We start from the raw sequence: 1,218 nt of genomic DNA, 5'->3' as shown, positions 1-1,218 counted from the left end.
CCTTTGGTCATGGACAATACCGCACAGCCAATCGCCGTGGTCTACCGCCTATAGCAAAATAATTTCAGATATATAGTATCTTCATGAGATGACTGAGGTGGCTATCCCTGCTTTGTTCATCTGTTTCTAACCATTTGAAAAGACCTGCTATATAGTCAGTTCAAAATAAAATTGTTATGGCTAGGACAAACATCATAAAACAATTTGGATAAGTCGTTTTCCATCCAGCCTTGGCGTAGAAACTTCACTTGAGCCCATTTCTTTTCGATAGGGTTTAGGTCTGGGCTGTACGGCGGCAACCAAAGAATACGATGCCCGTGCCTGTTTAGTAGCTTTTGAATGCGTTTGCTTTTATGAAATTTGGCGTTATCCATCACAATCACGCATTTTGTTTTAAGACTTGGGATTAGTTTGTGTTTGCACCAGTGATAGAAGACAATGCTGTTGATGTTTGTCTCAAAGTAATCAAGCGCAAACAGCATCTTTTCATACAGAGCACCAATAACGTTGGTTCGCCTTTTACCTTGCCAGTTGTAGCTATCGATACAAGGCTTACCAATCGGTGCATAACCATGAGAGCGAATGGTTTCAGACTCAAAGCCACTTTCATCCATATAAACGATGGGATAGCCTTGCTGCGTAAAGCTATTAAGCTTTCCCTGATACACCGCTCTTTTTATTGGGCAAGCTTTTGGATGCTCTAATGTCTTTTTTTTGACTGATGCCTAGGCGCTTTAGGGCATGATAAATGCCTGTTTTACTACAGTTTAGACGACGGGCTCGCTCATACTGGTAATCATCAGGATGTTCTTTAACATCATTAAGTAGCACGTCATCTGGTATTTTATAGGGTTTGGTTTGCCTGGTTGTTTTGCTATGAACACGCCGCTTCCAGTTTTGTATCGTGGTTGGGCTGAGGTTATAGAATTCAGCTGCCTCGGCAAAGGTCATACCCTCGTCTAAGCTTTTTAGCACTTGTTTGCGAAAATCTAGTGAGTAAGTCATGGTCTTTATAATAACAATTGGGTTTGATAATTAGTTTATAACATTTTTAAGTGGGATTGACTATAAGCAGTCTTTTTTATGTTCGATAATAAGGAGATTCTATGAAAAATATCTGCCCGTACTGTCATTCATCCGATGTGATCAGTCAATCTAACCCAGCCTCATCAGTACTCGATCAGCTGTGCTCTCAGGCAACGCTGACAAGCCTTGGTG

The 1,218-nt window shown here is 41.1% G+C and carries 2 protein-coding genes; both read right to left on the bottom strand.

All coding sequences use genetic code 11. From position 1 onward, the window contains the following. Positions 1 to 155: 155 nt before the first annotated feature. A complete protein-coding gene (locus tag JMX83_RS14910; RefSeq protein ID WP_227517133.1) occupies positions 156 to 668 on the bottom strand; it encodes an IS630 family transposase in 513 nt (170 codons plus the stop codon). Then, positions 649 to 1,005 (bottom strand): IS630 transposase-related protein, encoded by a 357-nt coding sequence (locus tag JMX83_RS14905; protein WP_071002712.1) that lies wholly within the window; start codon positions 1,003 to 1,005, stop codon positions 649 to 651. Before JMX83_RS14905 ends, JMX83_RS14910 begins: the two co-directional genes overlap by 20 nt. Positions 1,006 to 1,218: the final 213 nt, after the last annotated feature.

Origin of the sequence: Psychrobacter piscatorii, from assembly GCF_904846415.1 — a bacterium.
Lineage (GTDB): Bacteria > Pseudomonadota > Gammaproteobacteria > Pseudomonadales > Moraxellaceae > Psychrobacter > Psychrobacter piscatorii.
This window is presented reverse-complemented; position numbering and strand designations above follow the sequence as displayed.